This window comes from Corynebacterium variabile (assembly GCF_006539825.1).
Classification (GTDB): domain Bacteria; phylum Actinomycetota; class Actinomycetes; order Mycobacteriales; family Mycobacteriaceae; genus Corynebacterium; species Corynebacterium variabile.
Map to the genome: position 1 here is coordinate 1 of NZ_BJNT01000030.1, position 14,984 is coordinate 14,984.

Genomic DNA, 14,984 nt, shown 5'->3' on the forward strand with positions numbered 1-14,984 from the left:
CGCTGAACAGATACACTCACTCAAAACCGACAGTGTTGCAACCACTGGTTGAACTCGCCCAGTACACGGCAGTGAAATTCACCGATAACCTGGCATTACAGGGAATCGTGCCCTCGATCGGAAGTGTCGATGATGCCTACGATAACGCGTTGATGGAGACGATCAACGGACTCTACAAAGCCGAATGTATCCGCTGCAGTGTCTTCACCCCTGAGGTGCTTGAGTCGGTGGTGGACGTGGATATCGCCACGTCGTCGTGGGTGCACTGGTACAACAACGAGCGTCTTCACTCGACGTTGGGGATGGTTCCGCCGGCCGAGTTCGAAGACGACTATTGGGCAGGACACGCTAGACTGAACGACGTGCCTGAGAAGGCCATTCAGCCAATCTAACGGCGGCAACAAAACCGTGACGGTTCAGCGGGACAGTCCCGCACGGATGAACTCCCACTGCGCATCCGGGGTATCCCCCGGGACGAGGGCGGTCGTCGCCATCGCACCGGCATTGACCATCGGATTTCCGGGGGACCCGGCGGAGAGTTCCACCGCCATCACCGAGTTGAAGGAACGGCCGGTGTTTTTCACTCCCACCGCCTCGTGGACCTGGTCACGCCCCGACTCCTCGCAGACGAGAGCGAAGACGAAGGCCTTGGAGATCGACTGGATCGTGAAGACGGCGTCGGTGTCCCCCGCGGAATCGGTCACACCGGCGGCATCCGTGAGAGCGACACCGAACAGGTCAGGATCTACGCGGCCGAGCGGGGGAATGTAGTCGGCTGCCTGACCACCACAGCGGTCCCGGTAGCGGTTGTAGGCCGCGTCGACGAGCCGGGTGACTGTCCCCTCGGAAGGCAGCGGTCCGGTGGGAGCATGCTGCACGACAGCAGATCCGTCGGCGATCTCGAACATGGTCCCCACTCCTCTGTGCGACGGAACAGTTCGACTGTGAGTTCAGGAAGAACTGTAGTGGCGCCGGTGGTCCCCGGCAACAACTCTCCCAGTGGGGCGATATATCCGGTTCATCCGCCGTCGCCGGCCCCGGGTGCCCGGCCCGGGGCGCTGTACTTTCCCGCAACGTCGGCGCGGGATCCGGCAGCTGACGGCTACTCCGGGCCGCCTGCAATGACCTGCCCACCGCCACTCGCCTATTCTGGGACCCATGAGTGTCGCACCACCGGTCTCCCCTGTACCCACCCCCTACGAGGGCCTCCTCCGCGAGATCCTGGAGCACGGCGTCCACAAGGACGACCGCACCGGCACCGGCACCCGCAGCCTGTTCGCCCGCCAGATGCGTTTCGACCTGGCCGAGGGGTTCCCGCTGATCACCACGAAGAAGGTGCACCTGCACTCCATCGTCGGCGAACTGCTGTGGTTCCTCCGCGGCGACTCGAACATCGCCTGGCTTCACGAGAACAAGGTGAGCATCTGGGACGAGTGGGCTGACGCGTCCGGAGACCTCGGCCCGGTGTACGGCGTCCAGTGGCGCAGCTGGCCGACCCCCGACGGACGCCATATCGACCAGATCACCGCTGCCCTGGAGACGCTGAAGAACAACCCGGATTCGCGCCGCAACATCGTCTCCGCCTGGAACGTCTCCGAACTGGAGAACATGGCTCTGCCGCCGTGCCACCTCCTGTTCCAGCTCTACGTCGCCGACGGGAAGCTCTCCTGCCAGCTCTACCAGCGCAGTGCGGACATGTTCCTCGGTGTGCCGTTCAACATCGCGTCCTACGCCATCCTCACCCACATGTTCGCCCAGCAGGCGGGCCTGGAGGTCGGCGAGTTCGTGTGGACCGGCGGCGACTGCCACATCTACGACAACCACGTCGACCAGGTGAGCCTGCAACTCTCCCGCGAGGCACGTCCTTACCCGACGCTGAACCTGCACAAGGCCGCCGACCTCTTCTCCTACAGGTTCGACGACATCGAGGTCATCGGCTACGACCCGCACCCGGGTATCAAGGCTCCGGTGGCAGTCTGATGGGCACCACGGCAACCGACGCGACATTCACCGAGCAGCCGCAGATCACCCGCGCCGATCTGCCCGGTTTCCCCGCCGCCATCGAGATCGGGATGATCTGGGCGCAGACCACCGACGGTGTCATCGGCGACGGCGCCGACATGCCCTGGTACCTGCCCGAGGACCTCAAGCACTTCCAGCAGTCCACCCTCGGCACGCCCGTCGTGATGGGCAGAGTGTCCTGGGAGGCCCTCGACCCGAGATTCCGCCCCCTGCCGGGACGCGACAACCACGTCATCACACGGGACGCCACCTATGACGCCCCGGGAGGAACCGTCCACACTTCCCTGCCGGACGCCATCCTCGCCGCCGGGCGTTCCGCCGTGGGCACCGGAGCGTCCACCGTGTGGATCCTCGGTGGTGGCCACGTCTACCGTCAGTGCGTGCCGGTGACCGATCGGGTCGTCGTCACCGAGATCGCCTGTGGTGCCCCCGACCGTTTCCAGGTCTACGCCCCGGACATGCGGGCGGAGCCGGGCTTCACCACCCACGACGGTCCGTGGCTGACTTCCGGGCGCGGTACCGCACTGACCGGGGAGGATCCGCTCCGCTACCGGATCTGCGAGTTCACCCGCGACAACTCCTGAAAGGAACCATCATGACCTCCCCCTCCGACTCCGTCGACTCCCCTGCCGTCACCCTCTACACCACCACCTGGTGCCCGTTCTGCTCCTCACTGGTGGAGAACCTCGACCGTTCCGGCACCTCCTACGCCCGTATCGATGTCGAGGAGGACGCGGACGCCGCGGCCTGGGTCGAGTCCGTCAACAACGGAAACCGGGTCGTCCCGACCGTGAAGTACGCCGACGGATCCTACGCCACCAACCCGCCGGCAGGCCAGGTCAGGCGTCGGGTCGCCGAGCTGACCGGCGAGGCGGAGTAGCCGGGTTAACATAGTTCACGTCGCTTCGTCCGGCGTCGCTCCACCATCCCACCGCATCTGCTGCGGTGGGATTTGTGCATATTTTCGACAGTAAGTCTGAGCACAACATAAAGGTCAGACCACTGAAGGGGCTAGCGGGGGCACCCCCTGTGTGCGTTGCGTCACTGCATGTCACACAATTTCGCGGGGGTGGAACCCGTCGAGAGGGGGGCACTTTTCCGTTCTACATTGAAATGGCTTCACACAAGTCTGTAACTTATCCCCCATCCGCAACACGGCTGTGACAGCTGTCACTCAGTGAGTCTGCCCGGCCGTGGGCGCGACATGCTCGATATCCGTTTTTCAAGAGGGATCACCGAACACGAAAGGGAGCCCATGTCGACACCCGACCCCCGGCATACACCGACAGCCGAGGAGTTCATCGCGACGCAGCAGAGTGCCGAGTTCCAGGAACTCCGCCGTAAGCGCCGTGCCTTCACTTTCCCCATCACGATCGCCGCACTCGTGTGGTTCGTCGCGTACGTCATCCTGGCGATGTTCGCCCAGGATCTCTACGCGAACAAGGTGTGGGGGAACATCAACCTGGGCCTGATCCTGGGTCTGCTGCAGTTCGTCACGACGTTCGTCATCACCTACGCCTACGTGAAGTACGCCGACCGCGAGCTCGAGCCGCGCGCCGAAGACATCCGGAACCGCCTTGAGCGCACCGGCCCCTACTCCGACACGAAGACTGCGTAAGGGAGCGCCATGAACATCAATTTCCTCGCGGCCTCCGATTCGGACGCCGGTAACCCCGTACTCAACATCATCATCTTCGTCGCCTTCATCGTGATCACGATGACCATCGTGACGAGGGTCGGCAAGAAGACCACCCAGGCCGGTGACTTCTACACCGGTGGTGCCAGCTTCAGCGGCACCCAGAACGGTCTCGCCATCGCCGGCGACTACCTGTCGGCGGCGTCCTTCCTCGGAATCGTCGGTTCCGTCGCCCTGACCGGTTACGACGGATTCCTCTACTCCATCGGCTTCTTCGTGGCCTGGGTCGTCGCACTGCTGCTCGTCGCCGAACCGCTGCGTAACACCGGCAAGTTCACGATGGCCGACGTGCTGTCCTTCCGCCTCAAGCAGCGTCCGGTCCGCCTCGCGGCGTCCTTCGCGACCCTCGGCGTGACGCTGTTCTACCTCATCGCGCAGATGGCCGGTGCCGGCGCACTGGTCTCCACCCTGCTGGACATCCACGAGAAGGGGGTCCAGGCCCTCATCATCGCCATCGTCGGCGCCGTGATGATCGCCTACGTCCTCATCGGCGGCATGAAGGGCACCACCTACGTCCAGATGATCAAGGCTGTCCTGCTCATCGCCGGCGTCTTCATCATGGTCGTCCTCGTCGCCATCGCGGTGAAGGGCAACTTCTCCGAGCTGCTGCAGAACGCGGTCGACAAGCACGCCGCGGACGGAGCCGAGAACGCATCTGCCATCCTCGACCCGGGCATGAAGTACGGCGTGGACACCGCCCACAAGATCGACTTCATCTCCCTGGGCCTGGCACTCTGCCTCGGTGTCTCCGGTCTGCCCCACGTCCTCATGCGCTTCTACACCGTCCCGACGGCCAAGGAAGCCCGTAAGTCCGTGGTCTGGGCCATCATCCTCATCGGCGCCTTCTACCTGATGACCCTGGTCGTCGGTTACGCCGCCGCATGGAAGGTCGGCCCGGAGCGCATCGGCAACTCCGCCGGTGGCGCGAACTCGGCAGCCCCGCTGCTCGCCCTGGAACTCGGTGGCTCGATCTTCATGGCGTTGATCTCCGCGGTCGCCTTCGCCACGGTGCTTGCCGTGGTCGCCGGCCTGGCGATCACCGCCTCCGCCTCCGTGGCCCACGACCTCTACCACTCGGTGATCCGCAAGGGTCAGTCCACCGAGGAAGAGCAGGTCCGGGTCTCCAAGATCACCGTGGTCGTCCTGGGCGTCATCTCTGTGGTCCTCGGCATCCTGGCGATGGACCAGAACGTGGCCTTCCTGGTCTCCCTGGCCTTCTGTGTCGCCGCGTCCGCGAACCTGCCGACCATCCTCTTCTCCCTCTACTGGAAGAAGTTCAACACCACCGGTGCTGTCTGGTCCACCTACGGTGGTCTGATCTCCGCCCTGGTCGTCCTGGTCTTCTCCGATGCCGTCTCCGGCGCCAAGGGCGCGATGTTCGAGAACTCCGACTGGTCCTTCATCTCGCTGACCAACCCGGCGATCATCTCCATCCCGATCGGCTTCGCCCTCGCCATCCTCGGCACCTACCTGGGCAAGCCGGACCACAAGGAAGCCCTGGCCGCCGAGATGGAGGTCCGCTCCCTCACCGGTGTGGGCGTCGAGGCTCCGGTCGACCACTAGTCTCCGACTCCCCCGGCACACCACCGCCAACCACCACACCACCCCTGGACCCCCGCACCTCACCGATGCGGGGGTCCGGTCGTTTACGCTGGTCACCATGCCCGACACGCTCATCACCTTTGCGTGGATCGCGGCCGCAGGACTGCTGGCCCCTGTCCTGTCCTTCGCCACCTCCAAGAAGGTCCCGGCGGTGGTGTTCCTCATCATCCTCGGCGTCCTCATCGGTCCCTACGGAATGGAACTCACCACCGACAGTGAGGCCATCGACCTGGTCCGGGAACTCGGCCTGGGTATGCTCTTCCTGCTCGCCGGTATGGAGCTCGCCCCCTCCGACCTCAAGGGGAGGGAGGGGCGCAACGCCATCCCCACCTGGATCATCTGTGCACTCCTCGCCTTCGGTGGGACCATGGCGCTGACCGGCGGGGAGACCGGCACCGCCACCGTCCTCGCCATCGCACTGACCTCCACCGCACTGGGGACGCTCCTGCCTATCATCCGGCAGCAGGGCCTCTCCGGAACACCTGTCGGCAACAGCGTCATGATCCACGGCGCCGTCGGCGAACTCGCTCCGGTGATGGCGATGGCCCTGCTGCTCTCAGCGCGTACGACATGGGCCACCGCTGTCATCCTCGTGATCTTCTTCGCCGTGGCACTGGTGATCGCTCTGCTCCCCCGGACGGTCCGACGGGTCGTCCCCTGGGTCGGCTGGGCGATCCGCGACGGTGTCGGTTCCACCAACCAGACGGTCGTCCGCACCATCGTGGTCATGCTGGCCGTCCTCATGGCGGTGGCCTCGATCTTCGAACTCGACGTCGTGCTCGGCGCCTTCGCCGCCGGCATCATCGTGCGGCAGATCGTCCCGGACAGTGCACTCCCCGACCTCACGGAGAAACTTGAGGTGCTCGGCTACGGGCTGTTCATCCCGGCGTTCTTCGTCACCTCGGGCATGGGGATCGACACCGGCGTCATCGGCGACCGCCCGTGGTTCCTCCTCGGGCTCATCCCCGTGATCCTCATCGCCCGCGGACTGCCTGTCCTGCTGCGGGAACTGGGTGGTCACACCGGGTCGTCACTGCAGGGATGGCGGGAGAAGCTGCAGCTCTCGCTCTATACCGCGACCGGTCTGCCGATCATCGTCGCCGTCACCGAGGTGGCGACCACCTCAGGACTCCTCGCCGAGGAAGAGGCGTCCCTCCTCGTCGCCGCCGGGGCACTGACTGTCGCCATCTTCCCCACGGTGGCCGATGCCGTGGGGCCGACGAAGCGTGCGGTACACTGACGCGGTGCGCCCCAGTAGCTCAGGGGATAGAGCACCGCTCTCCTAAAGCGGGTGTCGGCAGTTCGAATCTGCCCTGGGGCACAACACCTCCCACCGAGGTCAGAGGGGCAATCGAAACACCAAGCGGTTGCCCCTCACCCGTCCTCCGGTACGCACCGGGTACGCACCAGCTACACTGATACCGTGCAACCGGAACACAACGGCCCTGCACACCGGGGCTATGGTGGCCCCGCTCCTGAGGGGAATGTGCCCCGGCGGTAGAGCACTCACGGCTCCCGCCGGGGCACAATCGCGCCGGGAGACGGTCACCGGCCCCGTTCGATCATTACCGTCATCCGCCGGGCCACGTCGTCCAGATCATCGGGGAACAGGTCTGCGTAGGTGTCCAGCGTCATCGTGGCCGTGGCGTGCCCCAGCATCCGCTGGACGGCCTTGACGGACGCGCCGGACGCTATGGCAAGGGACGCCGCCGTATGCCGGAGGTCGTGGACCCGGAGGCCGGCGGGCATCCGCTCCCCCGCCTCCTCGAGGACTTCCGCCCACAGACGTGCCCGGAAGTTCGATCCGTCGACCGGTGCGCCGCCCGGGGTGGTGAACACCCGCGCCGTCTTCCGTCGACCGGACATGAGTGCCCGGAGCGGGACGACCAGTGGGCCGGGGACCGGCACCGACCGGCTGCGGTGGTTCTTCGGGGTGCCCTCGACTCGCTTCCCGCCAACGAGCACGTCCGTGCGGTGCACCTGCAACCGGCCCACCCGGTCCCCGGACGGCAGTGTCACGTCCTCGACCCGGAGCGCGACCGCCTCACCCCACCGCAGACCGGTGTAGGCCAACAGTCGGACCAGGACGCCGTACGCCGTCCACGGGTGCCTGTCGTCGCCGCCCTCGACCGCTACGGCGTCAGCCAACCACTCAACCTGCCCGACCGTGAGGTACAGGTTCCTCGACGGCCCGGAGGCCGGCAGGCGCACCCCGGTCACCGGGTTGGCTACGACGGTCCCCAACTCGACGGCGTGACCCATCACCTGCCGGAGCACCCCCACGATCTTCCTCACGGTCCCCGGAGCCACCCCGGGAACGTCATCGTCTCCCAACAGCTCGACCGCCCACGACTGCACCGAGGGCCGGGTGACGGCCGCGACCGGGGTTGTCCCCCACTTCGGTTTCAGGTGCTTGCCCCACAGTTCGCCCTGCCGCGCGCGGCTCGACGGTTTCAGGTGGACCTGCAACGGGTGCCACAGGTCGTAGACCTCGCCCACGGTCGTCTGTCCGGCCTTGCGGTCAACGTAGGCACCCCGGGTGAGGTCGGTTGTCAGGGCGTCCGCCGCCCGGCGCGCGTCCACCTTGCGCGCGTACGACCGGGAGCGCTCCTTGCCGGCTGGATCGACCCACCTCACCCGCCACCGTTTCCCCCGCCCGTATGCCGCCGACTGTTCCCCGTCCCGTCGGTGCCAGAGGTCATCGACCCGGACCCCGCCGACCTCCCTACGCGGGGCCATTGTGGTTGCTCCACTTCCACCATTCCGGCATGTCGTCATCTGCTAGTTGCTCCTGTTCCTGCCGTGCCTCCCATGTCGAGACGATCTCGTCGGGGCGGAGCGCCGCCAACGTTCCGGCAGTCCTGAACACTTCCGCGAACTCGTCCGGGTCTTCACCGGCGCGGTGGGTAGCCGGCCACGTTGCACGTCCGTCCTCCCACCTGTCCAGCGCCTCCCGGAGATTACGGAGGTCTCGCAACCGGCCATCCACCCACAACTGAAACCGTGCCCGGTTGGAGGTGGACCACGAATCGACCGGGACGCCGAACGCGCGGCACAATGCCGCAGCCTCATGAATCTTGGGCACCTGTTCGCCGTCTTCAATGCGCTTCAGTGCCGTCGCGTGCAGGTAGACCCCTTGCTCGCTTACCCGACGCAGCAATTCTGTCCGCGTCCATCCCCGCTGTTCACGGGCATAGGAAACGTACCTACCGAACTCTGTTCCGTCATCCATGTGAACCAGTGTCTCACATGCCGTATCGCGCCATGTTATCCCCATATCGCACCATGTGTTGCTATCCAGCACGATGTGTGGTTACTTGGTGTGTGTCGCAGCAACACGCAACGCGATTGCGACAGAGAGGACTCCCGTCATGGATCACCAGACCACCGCCGACCTGTTCACCGCCGCCCGCGACGCCCTCGCGGCACTCACGGTGCACCTCGACACCCTCCCCGACACCCCGGAACTCGACGGCCGCGCCGTAGAGGCCGGCTACCGCGTGGAGGGCGCCGTGGCGGAGCTCAACGCCGCTGAACTCTGGCTGACCCGCGCCGAGCGCTACTGACCGCCCGGTCCTCCACTCCGCTCACCCCACCCCTCGACCCGAAGAAAGGGCCACCATCATGACCGACCTGCCCGCCCCGCCCCTGAACCTGAGCCAGGCCGCCGAACTGCTCAACGTCCACCCCGGCACCCTCCGCTCATGGCGTGCCATGGGCCGTGGCCCCGCCTCATTCAAGATCGGCTCCCGTGTCATGTACGACCGGGACGCCCTCGTCGCGTGGATCGACCAGCAGCGCGCTACGACCACCAACCCCGGCGACACCGCCGCCTGACCACCCCGACCCCCCGACAGGAGACAGACCACCATGCCAGACCAGACCACCCCGACCCCCGACCCGGAGGCCACCCGTAGCGGCCACAGACTGATCGGTGTTATCCACCGCGTGTCTCACCGAGACATGGCCGGCACCGCCCACACACGGTGCGGTCGCGCCTATCCGGCGGGTACTGCCCACTTCACCCCACGCGGTCCGGCGGCACGCGCTGAGTACCAGAAATCCCCGTGCCCCGAGTGCGAGTTCATCACGCGGGTGAACCGGGAGCTCGACCGGGACATGACGGAGGCCGACCAGTGAGCGCCCGGGTGACCGTCACCGCCTCCGTCCGCCTCAACCGGTGGCCCGGTATGCCGGAGCCGGTGACCGACTTCCTCACGGACGCCCTGTTCTCCACCGACCAGACCGAGACCGCCGCCCTGCCCCTCACCCCCGGACAGTGGGCCTGCATCCCCGGCATCACCGACCGTCTCCGGTTGATCGCGGACGCACTCGACGCCGCCGCTGACACCTCCACCCGCACCTCAGAAGACACGGAGGCCGACCAGTGAGCGCGGGTATCGGCTGGATCAGCCGCGCCACACACGCCGCCGCCGACCAGTACGGCCACCCGCTGGAATGGTTGTCCTTGCACCCCCTCGACCCGCAGGACGCCGCCGGCCTAAGACAGTGGCTCACCGACCAGGGCAACCGAGCCGCCCGAACCCTCACCACCCCGAAGCTCACGCAGTGCGCCGAACCCGGCCCGCCGGTGGGCCACAGGGTGCTGTTCTCCATCCACGCCCGGCCCGCTGGTGGCCCCGGAGGCTACATCGTCTGCCAGAACTACCCCAACGGCGACCGGGAACCCGTCGGCGTCGCCTACAGCCTGCCCGCCGCCCGCTCCATCATCCCCGCCGCACACATGGCACACCCCGCCCGCACCACGGACCTGTTCATCGTCCACGGAGATCCGGAAATCGGCACCGTCCCCATGTCGTTCCCCACCCCGATGGACCGGAGCCTGTACCTGTCCGCCATCGTCATCGACTGCCCGGACCCCCACCCCCTGAACGCATAGAAACGGCCCGGTCGGTGATATTCCCCACCACCGACCGGGCCAACTCCCCTGAACTGAGAGGAACCACCATGCTACCCGACACACTGGACGCCCTGATCGTCCTGTCCATCCCCCTGACACTCACGTGGGCCACGTGCGCCGCCGCCGACTGGTTCTACGACCGATCACAGGCCCGCCTGCACCATCGCCCGGCGCGCCGGGCGACTCCGGGCCAGGACTTTACCCCGATTTCGGTGAAAACACCGTCGCCCGGGTGCCGGGTGACTCCCCTCCCGGGTGCCGTGGGTGGGGTCGCGGCACCGGTCCGTGTCCTGCCCCGGCCCGTGTCCCCGTTCGCCGCACCCTCCCCGGAGGCCGTGGCCCCGGTCCTCAACCTCAACCACCGGCGGAGGGTACGGACAGTATCCGCACCCGTAACGGGCACGGAGCGCCCGGAGGTGGCGGCATGACCGGCACCTACGACCGTGATCTGTCCGACACGGCCCGATTCCTCGACCAGATCAACCGTCCCGGCTATGCGCTCGACCTGCTCCGGTGGGTAGCCGAGCACTCGACCGGCCTACCGGTGCCCTACGCGCCGACGGAGGTGGACCAGTGACCTACCCGGAGACTGACCCCCGGAGCCACAAGGTGCCCATCGGCGCAATGCCGGCAACGGACGAGCTGCTGGAAATGCTGCACTACTACCAGGACGCCGGAGACCGACATGAGGCAGTCGCCACTGCGTGCGCCCGCGTAGCCCATGCGCTTGATCTGCTGCTGCTCGCCTCCCACCGGCTTCCCGGCGCGCCGGACAACGACCGAGCCTGACCCCGCGCCCGGACACACTCACACAACCCCGCTCGTGACCTTCACCGAGGGCGAGGACTTTGTCCGAGATTCCGGAAGAACGCGCCCGGACACACCCACACAACCCCGCACGTGACCGGGGTCCGCAGATTGTGCGGACCCCTGACCACTGACCCGCCCTCGACCAGATAGGAGACACGCCGTGAGCCGTGAGGCCTACACGTGGGTGACCCGTTACGCGCCGCTGTACGGGCGTCCCACAACGCAGCACCCGGAGGGCAAGCGCATGACGTGGACCGCCCGCGCGGTGCTGTACGCCCTTGCGGAGCACGCCGGTCCCAACGGTCGGAGCTCCTACCCCTCAGCCAAGACCATCGGGGAGTACATCGGCGTAGCAGCGGACAACGTTCCCCGGTACATCCGCGAGCTGAGGGCCGGGGGATGGATAGCGCCGGGCAACCAGGCGCGGGTAGCGCACCTCAAAAAGAACGTCCGCCCGGTGGTCTACGACCTCGACCTGTCATTCGTCCGCCCGGACGCCGCGACCGTGGAGGACCCCTGTCACGGTGACACCCCCTGTCACGGTGACACCCCCTGTCAGCATGAGCCGGAGACCTGTCAGCATGAGGGGCCACCCCCTGTCAGCGTGACTGCAGCCCCCTGTCAGCCTGACAGTCAAACCGTCCTTGAACCGTCCATGAACCGTCCAGAACCCCCGGCGTCGGCACGTGGAACGGAATCAGGGAGTGGAACGGCGGGTAGGCGGTCGGCCCGCGAACGACTCAACCGCGCCCGCGCCGAACGGGACGCACGGGACACCGGCGCTACCGCGCCGGGAAAAACGGGCATGGACGAGAAGACCCCCACGGGGCCGGCCACCGCGCCGACCTCACCACCGGACTTCGCGGACGTGCCCCTGCCGTACCCCGACGACGCCGGAGACGACCACGGGCACCCGGACGCCACCGAGGACACCCCGGAGGCCACCGGAGCCTGCACAGGCTCCATCGCGCCGGGAATCACCCCGGAGGCGACCGAGGGCCAGACCGTCGAACCGACCGAGGACGCTGTACGCCCGTCTGGGGCGACGAACACCCCGAACCCTCACACGGGTAGCGACAAGGCTCCAAAGGGCCGGAAATCGACCAGTCGGCGTCAGCGGGAGGCATCATCCGCCGCCACCGCCGGACTCGACAACGACCAACGGGCACTCGCCGCCGCACAACGCGCCCGGACCATCGCCGCGGACTTCCACGCCACCGGCGACCCCATGCGCACCGTTGCCGCCCGCCACGGCGTCGGTGTCGGGACCGTTTCCCGCGCGGTCAAGCGCTACCCCGCACCCGAGACCAGCCCGGAGGACGCCGCATGACACGCGCCAACCCGCCGTCGGTCGCCGGAATGATCCTGAGTCCCGCCGAACGTGCCCGGGCACTCACCGCCGCCGTGCTCGACGGCCCGGACCTCACCGGAGCTGCCTGTACCGGACACGCCCCACTGTTCGATGAACCAGGCCCCCGGGAACCCCCGGAGGCCGTGGACGCCCGCATGGACGCCGCCCGCGCCATGTGCACCATCTGCCCCGTCATCGCCCGCTGCGCGACAGTCGCAGACGGCCTCACCGACTACCAGCGCGCCGGAATGTGGGCCGGGATCATCCGGGGCCGGCCGCGGACCGGGGACGAATCATGAACCGCCGGACCCCTCCCCGAGGACCCCCGAAACCGAGGGCAGCACACACACTGCACGAATACGAATGACCGTTCTAAACGGTCACCGAACACCATCGAAAGCAGACAACCATCATGGTCGAACGACACGCACTAGCCGACCCTCGACAGTGCCCCGACTGCCACGGCCCGTGGAAGTGGGGAACCATCTTCACTCACGACCCCGCCTGCACCATCGGCAACACCGACGACGGCACCCGCTACAACGACATGCAGCGCATGGACCAAGACGGCGTGGACTACTACACCCGCGTCATCCGCCCCCACGAACTGCGGTTGTGCGCCGCCGTGGGCATCCCCGCCGGCATCAACTGGACCGTGACCGTCCACCGCCACGGCCTACCCACCACCGGCCACGGAGCACACCCGTCCGGCCTCCCTGTCGGCGGCGGGTGGGTCCGGGCCTACAACCCGCCCAATGGCACCCGCCCCATCGTCTAACGCCCACGACCAGAACGGAGTTCGATCACATGAGTGACACGCCAACTGACCAAACCACCACCAGCCAACCCGTGCCCGGCGCGGCAACCACCCCGGAGGCCACGAAGCCGACCGGCGACGACGGGGACCGGGGCCTCACCGAGGACACCCCGGAGGCCACGGAACAGCCGGAGACCCCCGTCGACGGGGACCAGGACGCAGACCCCACCGAGGACCACACTGAGCAGGACACGCGGGTCCGCAAGGCCCGCCGTGAAGCCGCCAACCTCCGCACCCGCCTGCATGACACCGAGACCGAGCGCGACACCCTCACCGCCGACCTCACCGCCGCACAGGACGCCCTCGCCGCGACCCGACGCGCGCAAGCCGCCGATGTCCTCCCCGGGGTCAAGTTCGACGTGCTGGAACGTCTGGGCCTCGACCTCACGGAGCACCTCACCGACGATGGAACGGTGGACCTCGACAGCGCCCGTGACGCAGCAACGCGTCTCGCTGTAGAGGCCGGACTCATGAGCCACGGCCCCAAGGTCGGCCGCAATGCTCTCCCACCGGGGTGGGAGGACACCCCGGCCAACCGTCGGATTGCCCACAACCTGCGAAACGCGGCACCTCTCGGAGGGAATGAGGGGTCGGGAAACTGGTTGCAGGATGCCCTGAACAACCAGTGACCCCGTGAGCCTGTGGGGTGGGTGTCCGACCACCTGATAGGCTCGACCACCACAGACCCCCGCCCGGAGCGGAGGGCACCCCGGTTCGTCACCGTGGCCCGGAGCCACACCGACTGACCACCACACCAATCACCAGGTGTGCCGTGCCCCCGCCCCGGGCGTTGTCGTATCCGGGAACTGGTCGGGGACCAGGCGCACCACCTCGACCCTGAAAGGGTGAAACCCCGTGGCTATGACCACCGCCGACGGTTCAGGCCGTCCCCTCGTCCCCGTCGATCAGGTCCAGCAGGCCCTTGTCCTGCCCGTGACCAGGACCTCTATCGCCGCCCGCGTCTCCACGCAGACGACCACCGCGAACAATGAGGTGCATATCCCCATTGTCACCGGCGACCCCTCCACCGACTGGGTGGCAGAGGGGGAGGAAATCAACCCGTCGAACTCCACGTTCAACGAGATCACCGTGACCCCCTCCAAGGTCGCCGGCCTCACAGTCATCTCCCGTGAGCTCGCCGAGGACTCCACCCCCGGAGCAACCGACATCATCAGTGCCGGCCTGTCCCGCGACATCGTGACCAAGATCGACGCCGCCTACTTCGGAGCACTCGCCGCCCCTGCCCCCTCTGGCCTGGGTGCCCTCACTGGCGTCACCGCCGTGGACGCCGGGGACTCGTGGGAGGCGGTGACCATTGACCCGTTCATCGTCGCCATGTCCAACGCCGCGACCGTCGGTGCGACCATCACCGCGTTCGTGACCAACCCCGCTGACGAACTGGCCCTGGCCCGGCTCAAGCAGGCCACCGGCTCCAACCTCCCCCTGCTCGAAGTGACCCGCCCCACCGACACGGACGCCCCCGTCCGCACCATCGCCGGGGTACCCCTCTACGTCACCACCGCCGTGGCCCCCGGCACAGTGTGGGGAATCCCGCAGGCGTTCAGTCAGTTCGTCCTGCGTGAGTCTGCCGAACTGGCCGTGGACCAGTCCGCGTTCTTCACCTCTGACCGTGTGGCTATCCGCGCGACCATGCGCGTCGGCTTCGCATTCCCGTACCCGCAGGCCGTCCAGCACATCACCCTGAGCACGGGAGCCTGAGCCGTGAGGACCAGGACCACGACAGGCGAGCACTGAACCTCGAACC

The 14,984-nt window shown here is 67.1% G+C and carries 21 protein-coding genes and 1 tRNA gene; 19 read left to right on the top strand and 3 right to left on the bottom strand.

Going from position 1 to position 14,984, the window contains the following annotated elements:
• The coding region (locus tag CVA01_RS14185) for an integrase core domain-containing protein (RefSeq protein ID WP_218024597.1) at nt 1-392 on the top strand (392 nt) is incomplete at its 5' end.
• A 24-nt stretch (nt 393-416) separates the two neighbouring features.
• Here the strand turns inward: CVA01_RS14185 and CVA01_RS14190 are convergent.
• Nucleotides 417-908, bottom strand: a complete 492-nt coding sequence (locus CVA01_RS14190) for a glutaminase (RefSeq protein WP_141331681.1) — start codon at nt 906-908, stop codon at nt 417-419.
• A gap of 250 nt (nt 909-1,158) precedes the next feature.
• Here CVA01_RS14190 and CVA01_RS14195 point away from each other — a divergent pair, with 250 nt between their 5' ends.
• The 7 genes from CVA01_RS14195 (at nt 1,159) to CVA01_RS14225 (ending at nt 6,641) form a co-directional block, all read left to right on the top strand.
• Nucleotides 1,159-1,980 carry a thymidylate synthase gene (locus CVA01_RS14195; RefSeq protein ID WP_141331682.1) on the top strand — a complete coding sequence of 274 codons (822 nt, stop codon included), beginning with the start codon at nt 1,159-1,161 and terminating at the stop codon, nt 1,978-1,980.
• Nucleotides 1,980-2,606 (top strand): dihydrofolate reductase, encoded by a 627-nt coding sequence (locus CVA01_RS14200; protein ID WP_141331684.1) that lies wholly within the window; start codon nt 1,980-1,982, stop codon nt 2,604-2,606. Before CVA01_RS14195 ends, CVA01_RS14200 begins: the two co-directional genes overlap by 1 nt.
• An 11-nt stretch (nt 2,607-2,617) precedes the next feature.
• On the top strand, nt 2,618-2,902 hold the full coding sequence (locus tag CVA01_RS14205; protein ID WP_141331686.1) for a mycoredoxin: 285 nt from the start codon (nt 2,618-2,620) through the stop codon (nt 2,900-2,902).
• A gap of 375 nt (nt 2,903-3,277) precedes the next feature.
• Nucleotides 3,278-3,640 (top strand): DUF485 domain-containing protein, encoded by a 363-nt coding sequence (locus CVA01_RS14210; RefSeq protein ID WP_141331688.1) that lies wholly within the window; start codon nt 3,278-3,280, stop codon nt 3,638-3,640.
• Between the two features lie 9 nt (nt 3,641-3,649).
• Nucleotides 3,650-5,281 carry a monocarboxylic acid transporter gene (locus CVA01_RS14215; RefSeq protein WP_141331690.1) on the top strand — a complete coding sequence of 544 codons (1,632 nt, stop codon included), beginning with the start codon at nt 3,650-3,652 and terminating at the stop codon, nt 5,279-5,281.
• A 97-nt stretch (nt 5,282-5,378) separates the two neighbouring features.
• Nucleotides 5,379-6,560: a cation:proton antiporter gene (locus tag CVA01_RS14220; protein ID WP_244938322.1), complete on the top strand. Its 1,182-nt coding sequence runs from the start codon at nt 5,379-5,381 to the stop codon at nt 6,558-6,560.
• Between the two features lie 8 nt (nt 6,561-6,568).
• Nucleotides 6,569-6,641 (top strand) — tRNA-Arg (locus tag CVA01_RS14225).
• 224 nt (nt 6,642-6,865) lie between these two features.
• Here CVA01_RS14225 and CVA01_RS14230 read toward each other — a convergent pair.
• Nucleotides 6,866-8,059: a tyrosine-type recombinase/integrase gene (locus CVA01_RS14230; protein WP_170209810.1), complete on the bottom strand. Its 1,194-nt coding sequence runs from the start codon at nt 8,057-8,059 to the stop codon at nt 6,866-6,868.
• Nucleotides 8,046-8,552 (bottom strand): helix-turn-helix domain-containing protein, encoded by a 507-nt coding sequence (locus CVA01_RS14235; RefSeq protein ID WP_170209811.1) that lies wholly within the window; start codon nt 8,550-8,552, stop codon nt 8,046-8,048. Before CVA01_RS14235 ends, CVA01_RS14230 begins: the two co-directional genes overlap by 14 nt.
• Nucleotides 8,553-8,691: 139 nt before the next feature.
• On the opposite strand from CVA01_RS14235, the gene CVA01_RS14240 reads away from it, so the two are divergent.
• From CVA01_RS14240 to CVA01_RS14285, 11 genes are all read left to right on the top strand, one after another.
• Entirely contained in the window at nt 8,692-8,886 is a 195-nt protein-coding gene (locus CVA01_RS14240; RefSeq protein ID WP_141331696.1) for a hypothetical protein, read from the top strand.
• A gap of 58 nt (nt 8,887-8,944) precedes the next feature.
• A complete protein-coding gene (locus CVA01_RS14245) occupies nt 8,945-9,157 on the top strand; it encodes a helix-turn-helix domain-containing protein (RefSeq protein WP_141331698.1) in 213 nt (70 codons plus the stop codon).
• A gap of 299 nt (nt 9,158-9,456) precedes the next feature.
• Nucleotides 9,457-9,711, top strand: a complete 255-nt coding sequence (locus CVA01_RS14250; protein WP_141331700.1) for a hypothetical protein — start codon at nt 9,457-9,459, stop codon at nt 9,709-9,711.
• Complete coding sequence (locus CVA01_RS14255) at nt 9,708-10,220, top strand: hypothetical protein (protein ID WP_141331702.1); 513 nt, start codon at nt 9,708-9,710, stop codon at nt 10,218-10,220. The genes CVA01_RS14250 and CVA01_RS14255 overlap by 4 nt, the downstream gene beginning before the upstream one ends.
• A 445-nt stretch (nt 10,221-10,665) precedes the next feature.
• Nucleotides 10,666-10,818: a hypothetical protein gene (locus CVA01_RS15005; RefSeq protein ID WP_170209812.1), complete on the top strand. Its 153-nt coding sequence runs from the start codon at nt 10,666-10,668 to the stop codon at nt 10,816-10,818.
• Nucleotides 10,815-11,030 carry a hypothetical protein gene (locus CVA01_RS14260; RefSeq protein ID WP_141331704.1) on the top strand — a complete coding sequence of 72 codons (216 nt, stop codon included), beginning with the start codon at nt 10,815-10,817 and terminating at the stop codon, nt 11,028-11,030. The genes CVA01_RS15005 and CVA01_RS14260 overlap by 4 nt, the downstream gene beginning before the upstream one ends.
• Before the next feature lie 265 nt (nt 11,031-11,295).
• Nucleotides 11,296-12,381 carry a helix-turn-helix domain-containing protein gene (locus CVA01_RS15660; RefSeq protein ID WP_507762522.1) on the top strand — a complete coding sequence of 362 codons (1,086 nt, stop codon included), beginning with the start codon at nt 11,296-11,298 and terminating at the stop codon, nt 12,379-12,381.
• Entirely contained in the window at nt 12,378-12,701 is a 324-nt protein-coding gene (locus CVA01_RS14270) for a WhiB family transcriptional regulator (RefSeq protein WP_141331708.1), read from the top strand. The genes CVA01_RS15660 and CVA01_RS14270 overlap by 4 nt, the downstream gene beginning before the upstream one ends.
• 113 nt (nt 12,702-12,814) lie before the next feature.
• Nucleotides 12,815-13,180 (top strand): hypothetical protein, encoded by a 366-nt coding sequence (locus CVA01_RS14275; protein ID WP_141331710.1) that lies wholly within the window; start codon nt 12,815-12,817, stop codon nt 13,178-13,180.
• A 29-nt stretch (nt 13,181-13,209) separates the two neighbouring features.
• A complete protein-coding gene (locus CVA01_RS14280; RefSeq protein WP_141331712.1) occupies nt 13,210-13,848 on the top strand; it encodes a hypothetical protein in 639 nt (212 codons plus the stop codon).
• A gap of 232 nt (nt 13,849-14,080) precedes the next feature.
• Nucleotides 14,081-14,938 carry a phage major capsid protein gene (locus tag CVA01_RS14285; protein ID WP_244938324.1) on the top strand — a complete coding sequence of 286 codons (858 nt, stop codon included), beginning with the start codon at nt 14,081-14,083 and terminating at the stop codon, nt 14,936-14,938.
• Nucleotides 14,939-14,984 lie beyond the last annotated feature (46 nt).